We start from the raw sequence: 6,387 nt of genomic DNA, 5'->3' as shown, positions 1-6,387 counted from the left end.
ACCTCGGTATCCACCTCAACCTGGAAACACACGAGGAGATCACGTCGTTCGAACTCGTCCGGCTGGTGGAGGCGGCCGGCTCGGACGTGGTCGGGGTCGTGTTCGACACCGCGAACGTGCTTCAACGCCTCGAACATCCTGTCTGGGCGGCCGAACGGCTGGCGCCGTACGTGCGTCAGACACACATCAAGGACGCCGCGATCACCCACACCGAGGGCGGTCTCGCCTATCAGATGCGCCCATGCGGCACCGGCGTCGTCGACTTCGATCGCATACTGCCGGTACTCGCGGCGGCGAATCCGGCGCTCAATCTCACGATCGAGAACGACGAGTCGCTCGACGACCTGCCGCGTCCCCGGCGGATGATGCTCATCGAAGCGTTCGACTCCGAATTCCTCGACGGCCACCCCGATCTGACGGTCCAGGAGATGGCGGCGTACGTGGACATGGTGCAGTCGTACGACCGGCAGATAAGGTCGGGGGAACGGATCGACAACGCCAGCTATGCCGCGCTGCCGTATGGCTACGCGGAGACGGTGTCGTACATCAGGTCGAGTGCGGACCACGTGCGGAGTGTGTGTGCGAAACACGATCTTCCCGTCGAATCAGACACGAAGGCAGGCAATCTCGCGGAGTCGGCGCGGTGATCGTCGGCGACGACGTCGGCACCGTTCGCCGGGACATCGGAGCGTGCGCGCGTGCGCTGGGCGAGGAATCAACCCCTCGGGAGACCATCCGCACGGCGTCCGGTCTCGGTCTACGGCACGTGGAGTTCGCTTCTCCTTTTGCGATTTCGCCCGCGCTCGATCCGACCGCCTTTCGGGCACTCGCCGACTACGGACGTTCACTCGGTGTCCGGCTGAGCTGCGCGCTGGGAATGGTGTCCGCCGGGCATGCCGAACGAACCACGCGATTCCGCGAGGCAGGGCGAGGCGATCTGGTGGCGGGACTGAGCAAGGCGTTGACGGCCATCGGGGAACTCGACACCGACTACGTCCAGGTCGTCGTGGGGATGCTGGACGACCGCTATGACGCATCGGTCGTGTGGCCTGAGCAGCTCGACGCCACGGCGCAGTTGTATCGGAACCTGTCCCCGGTGCTCACCGACCTGGGCCTGAAACTCGCGGTCAAGACGCACGAGGAGATCACGTCACACGAAATCCTCCAGCTCATCGACGCCGTCGGCTCCGACCATCTGGCGGTGGGCCTCGATCCGGTCAACCTGCCGGTGCGAGGCGAGGATCCGGAGCTGGCGACCGCCCGGCTCGCCCCGCACGTCGCCCGGATTCACTACGACGACGCGTGGATCACCTTCACCGGTCGCGGTCTCGCGCGACGGTTGTGCCCGGGCGGTCAGGGCGACATCGACTGGGGAGCGATCTTCCGGATCGTCGATGGCGCAGGCTCCAGCGCGCCGGTCCTCGTCGACCTGCACCGCGGAGAGTTCGAGATGCCGGTGTGTGACGAACGGTGGCTGCTGCAGAACAGCGACGTCTCACTGAGAGAACTCTCGATACTGTCGTCCCGGGCGCGGCCCGACCGGCCTCCGGTGATGGCAACAGCGCCGCGACTGCGGGCTGCGCTGTCCGAACTGGCGACGATGACGCGCGGGACGGCGGCATGACCGCGATGTTGCTGCACGGGGCCACAGTCGTGACCGTGGACCGTGAACGCCGGATCATCGAGGACGGCGCCGTCCTGATCGACCGTGGCCTCATCAGCGCGGTCGGTGACAGCCAGGCGCTCCTCGCCGTCACGGATCCGTCCGTCCGCCGAATCGACTGCCGGGGCAAGCTGGTGATACCAGGGCTCGTCGACGCCCACGGTCACGCCGGCCACTCGCTGATCAAGACGCTGGGATGCGACAGCCCGACGTTCTGGATGCGCACCGTCACACCTGCGTACTTCCACGCGACGACACCGGAGTACTGGTATCACGACGGGCTCGTGTCCGCGCTCGAGCGCGTCCGCGCCGGAGTGACGTGCGGAGTCAGTGTCATGGGATCACAGCCCCGCAGTGACGATCCCGAGATCTCACTTGCTCACGCGCGCGCCTACCGGGAGGTCGGAATACGCGACGTCGTGTGTGTCGGGCCGGCGGGTTTGCCGCTGCCCCATCCGGTCACGCAGTGGTCCGGCGGGGTTCCCCGTCGACGTGAGGTCGGATTCGACGAGTTGCTGTCCGGCGCGGAATCGGTGATCGAGACGGTGAACGGCTACGAGGGCGATCTCACGTCGGTGTTCCTGACACCCTTCACGATTGTCCCTTCGGTCGATCCGTCCCACCCGTCGCGACCCGACGTCGCCACCCATCTCACCGAGGACGATCGCTACCAGGCGCGCCGGGTCAGGGAGGCGGCGGAGCGCTGGGGTGTCCGCATCCACTCGGATGCCTTCGGTGGCATGGTGCGGCTCGCGGCGAAGGATCGGGAGAACGCGCTCCTCGGGCCGGACATCCATCTGCAACACTGCACGGGTTTGTCTGCCGAGGAGGTCGCGATCCTGGCGGAGACCGGGACGTCCGTGGGCCATGCACCGGGAGGACGTGCGCCGGTCCCTCAGATGTTGCAGGCAGGCATCACCGTTGCGATCACCACCGACGGTTCGTCGCCGCGCCGTCCCTTCGACCTCTTGCAGGCCGCGCGCGCCGCTCAGGCCGCCAATCAACTTCTCGCCGACGATCCCTACCTGCTGCCACCAGGTCGATTGCTCGAGATGATCACGATCGATGCTGCGGCGGTCCTCGGAATGGCCGACGTCATCGGATCCATCGAAGTGGGTAAACGCGCCGATCTCGCGATTCTCGACATGCGCAAGCCGCATCTCGTACCCAACTGGATGCCGGTGCATCGCCTCGTCTACGAGGCGACCGGAGCCGACGTGCAGACGGTGATCGTCGGGGGAAGGGTGGTCATGGAAGACCGCATCGTGTGCGGAGTCGACGAGACGGCGGCGCTGGACGAGGGGGACCGGCACGCCCGATTGCTCGTCGAACGCGCCGGCCTGGCGCACCACCTCACCGATCCCGGATGGCGAAGCAACAGGCGTGAATTCGACGGGCCGATCGAGGTGCCGGTGCCATGACGGAACCTGTGGTCAGAATGACGGCGGCCCACATCCTGGCCTATCGTGACGGCGACCACGTGCTCGTCTCCGACGGAGAGATCGTCTATCGGGGCGCGCGGATCCTGCACGCGGGACGGGGATGGGACGGCCCGGTCGACGAGACGGTCGACTGCGGTGATGCTCTGATCATGCCGGGATTCATCGACCTCGATGCGCTCGCAGACATCGATCACGCGCTGCTCGATTCCTGGGCGACACCCGATCTGGCACTCGGGCTGCAGTGGTCGGCCGACTATTTCCGATCGGGGCGGCGCGACGTATTCGACGCACCCGAGCGTGCCGTCATCCGCGAATACGCTCTGTCGCAGCTTCTTCGGCACGGAATCACCACCTTCATGCCGATCGCCTCCGAGTCTCACAGCAAGTGGGCGGAGACCTATGAGGACATGGTCGAGGTGGCTCGGATCGCGAAGCGTCTCGGAATTCGGGGATACCTCGGTCCCGCCTACAGGTCCGGTGTCAACGTCGTCGACGGTGGACGCCGGTCGGTGCTGTTCGACGAGGAACGGGGCCGAGCCGGGCTTCGGGACGCCGAGCGCTTCCTCGATCATGCCGCCGACCACGGCGGCGATCTTGTGCACGGCGCTCTCCTGCCCTGCCGGATCGAGACGCTGACAAGGGAACTGATGGCGGCGACCGCACAGGTGGCGATCGCCCGCGACACGGTGGTGCGACTGCACTGCATGCAGGGTGAGGTGGAGTTGGCGCTGCTCGACGAGTGGTACGGGATGCGCCCCGTCGAACTCCTCGAGACGTCCGGACTTCTGGAGACGCGTCTGCTGGTGCCCCACGGCATCCATCTCGGGGCACCGGGCGGTCAGGGTGGGCAGGCCGACCTGCGGCGCCTGGCGGAGGCGGGTGTCACGATCGTGCACTGCCCGATGACGTCCATTCGATACGGGGCGGTGCTGGAGTCGTACGACCGGTATCGAACGGCGGGTGTCCACCTCGCTCTGGGAACCGACTCGTTTCCCCCGGACCTCGTCCGCGGAATTGACTACGGGACCCATCTCGCGAAACGGGCTGACGGATCACTTTCGGCGGGTGCCACAGCCGATTACATCCGTTCGGCGACGATCGGCGGTGCTCGTGCCCTCGGCAGACCGGATCTGGGACGCCTGCAGCCCGGAGCGAGCGCCGACTTCATCGTGGTCGATCTCGCAGACTTCGCCATGGGTGTCCGCGACGATCCACTTCGCACTCTCACGATGAACGGATCGGCCCGCGACGTCCGCCGGACGGTGGTCGCAGGTAGCACCGTCATGGTCGACGGCGTCGTCCTCGGCGCCGACCAATCGCGGCTGCAGGCTCACGCGCAGGTCCTGTTCGAACGCATGAGAGCGGCATACAGCGAACGAGACCACCGACGCAGACCGTCGGCCGAACTCTTTCCGCCGACATTCCCCGACATCACGAAAACCACGAAAACCACGACACCGAAGGGGTATTCRCATGATCAATCCTGAGCACTCCCACCTCGTCGACGGCAGTCACTGGGTCAGCCCGTTCAATTTCGACGCCACCGTCCAGTCACAGTTCGACTGGCCTTCACCGTTCGCGCTGATCGACAGCACTCTGCGGAAGACGCTCTTCACCGCAGGCGCAACCACGTCGATGGACGGATTCGTGCGGATCGCCGCGGCGCTCGGTGCCGCGGGGATCCGGGAGGAGAGCRTCAACATCAACTGGGGTGGCGGAGCGTCACCGATGCCGCGCGAAGCGGCGCTCGTTCGCGCCGTCGCCGCCCGGGACTTCGGATTCCGGCTCAATGTGTACGCCGACACCCTGCTGTCGGACGGAGAGAACTACCAGCAGGTCGGCATGAAGGAAACCGTCGATCAACTGCACGAATGGGGAGTGCGCACGTTCGCACCGGGCATCGTCCCGGCACCCTCGGCTGCCGCCCGCTCACGTCAGTACCGCGATCTCGAGAAGTTCTTCGAGTACCTGCGTGAGCTGGGCTGCGACGTCACGATCACACTCGCCAACGTGGGCCGCCGCGACTTCGACGATCTCGTGGCAGCCTGCAACGTCGCCGTCGAACTCGGTGCGCGGCGCCTCGATCTGATGGACTCGACCAGCAGTCTCGGCCCCGAAGCGATGAAACTGTTCGTGCGGACGTTCCGGGAGCGCCTCGTCGACGACGTGCCGATCACGATGCACGTACACGACGACTTCGGTCTCGGCACCGCCACGGCCATCGCGGCCGCAACGGCAGGCGCGAGCCCGGACGTGTCGGTGTCCGGAATGTCCTACCGCGCCGGCTTCGCCGCGCTGGAAGAGGTGGTTCTCGCTCTCGAAGTGCTCTACGGAGTGGACACCGGGATCCACGTCGAACAGCTGACCTCCCTGGCGCAACTCGTCGCGACGGAAAGTTCGGTGAGCCTGCCGCCGCTCAAGCCGGTGGTCGGAGGATATGCCCACCTCAAGCACATGCCCGGCGACGTCATCGCTGCGATCGCCGGGGGACCGGATGTGTTCCCGCCCGTCTCGTCGTGCGTGAGCCCCGCAGTGGTGGGCGGTCGGCAGGAATGGGTGTGGGACAGCCTGACCACCGACCGTATGGCCGACGTGCTGCTGCGGTCGCTCGGACTCGAGGCCGACGCGGAGGAGATCGCGTTCGTCCGCACCGCTCTGGACGACGCGGTGGCAGCGGTGACGTCCTATCCACGCTGGCTGACGGCCGGGGAAGCGGCCCGGGTGGCGGAGGAAAGCCTCGCACTTCATCGGCGTGCGAGCGCCCATGCCTGACACTGCCGTCGTGACACTCAACGCCCTGGACGAGTCCGCTCTGGAGAAAAAGCTGTTGATCTGCACGCCGTCGCGGACCTGGGCAACCGCGGTGCTGTCCGCACGCCCGTACGCCGACCGTGAGGACCTCCTCGCGGCGGCGGCGGCCGCGTGGCGGTCCATGACACTCGACGACGTCGCGGCGGCACTGGAGAACTATCTTCCGCTCTCGGCCCCTCCCGACTCGGCTCATGCCGCTGCCGAGCACGGTGCACTCGTCGCCAGTTCGGCCGGGAGACTCACCCTCCTGCGCCAGCGGGAGTCCCGGTATCGCGCTCGGTTCGGCTTTCCGGTCGTCATCGCGGCGAAGGGGCTCACCCTCGACAGCATCCTGGCGGAGATCGACCGAAGGGTGACCAACGACCGAGCCGACGAGTTGGTTGTCGCCACGCGCCACATGGTCGCGATCGGAGAGGGGAGGATCGCGACGTTGATCGCGCTGTGTGAAGGGCCGGGGTGAACTGCGATACA

Annotated in this window: 6 protein-coding genes; all 6 read left to right on the top strand. The window is 66.6% G+C overall.

Going from position 1 to position 6,387, the window contains the following annotated elements:
- The coding region (locus tag AC1D1G_RS20980; RefSeq protein ID WP_477953542.1) for a sugar phosphate isomerase/epimerase family protein at nucleotides 1-647 on the top strand (647 nt) is incomplete at its 5' end.
- On the top strand, nucleotides 644-1,624 hold the full coding sequence (locus AC1D1G_RS20975; protein WP_477953541.1) for a sugar phosphate isomerase/epimerase family protein: 981 nt from the start codon (nucleotides 644-646) through the stop codon (nucleotides 1,622-1,624). The genes AC1D1G_RS20980 and AC1D1G_RS20975, both read left to right, overlap by 4 nt.
- Nucleotides 1,621-3,084, top strand: coding sequence for an amidohydrolase family protein (locus AC1D1G_RS20970; protein ID WP_477953539.1), 1,464 nt, complete (start codon nucleotides 1,621-1,623; stop codon nucleotides 3,082-3,084). Before AC1D1G_RS20975 ends, AC1D1G_RS20970 begins: the two co-directional genes overlap by 4 nt.
- Nucleotides 3,081-4,592, top strand: a complete 1,512-nt coding sequence (locus AC1D1G_RS20965) for a chlorohydrolase family protein (RefSeq protein ID WP_283331567.1) — start codon at nucleotides 3,081-3,083, stop codon at nucleotides 4,590-4,592. Before AC1D1G_RS20970 ends, AC1D1G_RS20965 begins: the two co-directional genes overlap by 4 nt.
- Nucleotides 4,579-5,877, top strand: a complete 1,299-nt coding sequence (locus AC1D1G_RS20960; protein WP_477953538.1) for a 2-isopropylmalate synthase — start codon at nucleotides 4,579-4,581, stop codon at nucleotides 5,875-5,877. The genes AC1D1G_RS20965 and AC1D1G_RS20960 overlap by 14 nt, the downstream gene beginning before the upstream one ends.
- The gene (locus tag AC1D1G_RS20955) at nucleotides 5,870-6,376 is read left to right on the top strand and encodes a 2-oxo-4-hydroxy-4-carboxy-5-ureidoimidazoline decarboxylase (protein ID WP_477953537.1); all 507 of its coding nucleotides are present in this window, start codon (nucleotides 5,870-5,872) and stop codon (nucleotides 6,374-6,376) included. The genes AC1D1G_RS20960 and AC1D1G_RS20955 overlap by 8 nt, the downstream gene beginning before the upstream one ends.
- The last annotated feature ends 11 nt before the right edge of the window (nucleotides 6,377-6,387 follow it).

The sequence above is a fragment of the Rhodococcus sp. P3_B8 genome, from assembly GCF_056402775.1.
Note: the sequence above shows the minus strand (reverse complement) of the source record. Positions and strands in the feature narration are given on the sequence as shown.

Bases quoted from the DNA above. Each gene is read 5' to 3' on its own strand.
- AC1D1G_RS20970 (WP_477953539.1), top strand. From the start codon at position 1,621: ATGACCGCGATGTTGCTGCACGGGGCCACAGTCGTGACCGTGGACCGT.
- AC1D1G_RS20955 (WP_477953537.1), top strand. From the start codon at position 5,870: ATGCCTGACACTGCCGTCGTGACACTCAACGCCCTGGACGAGTCCGCT.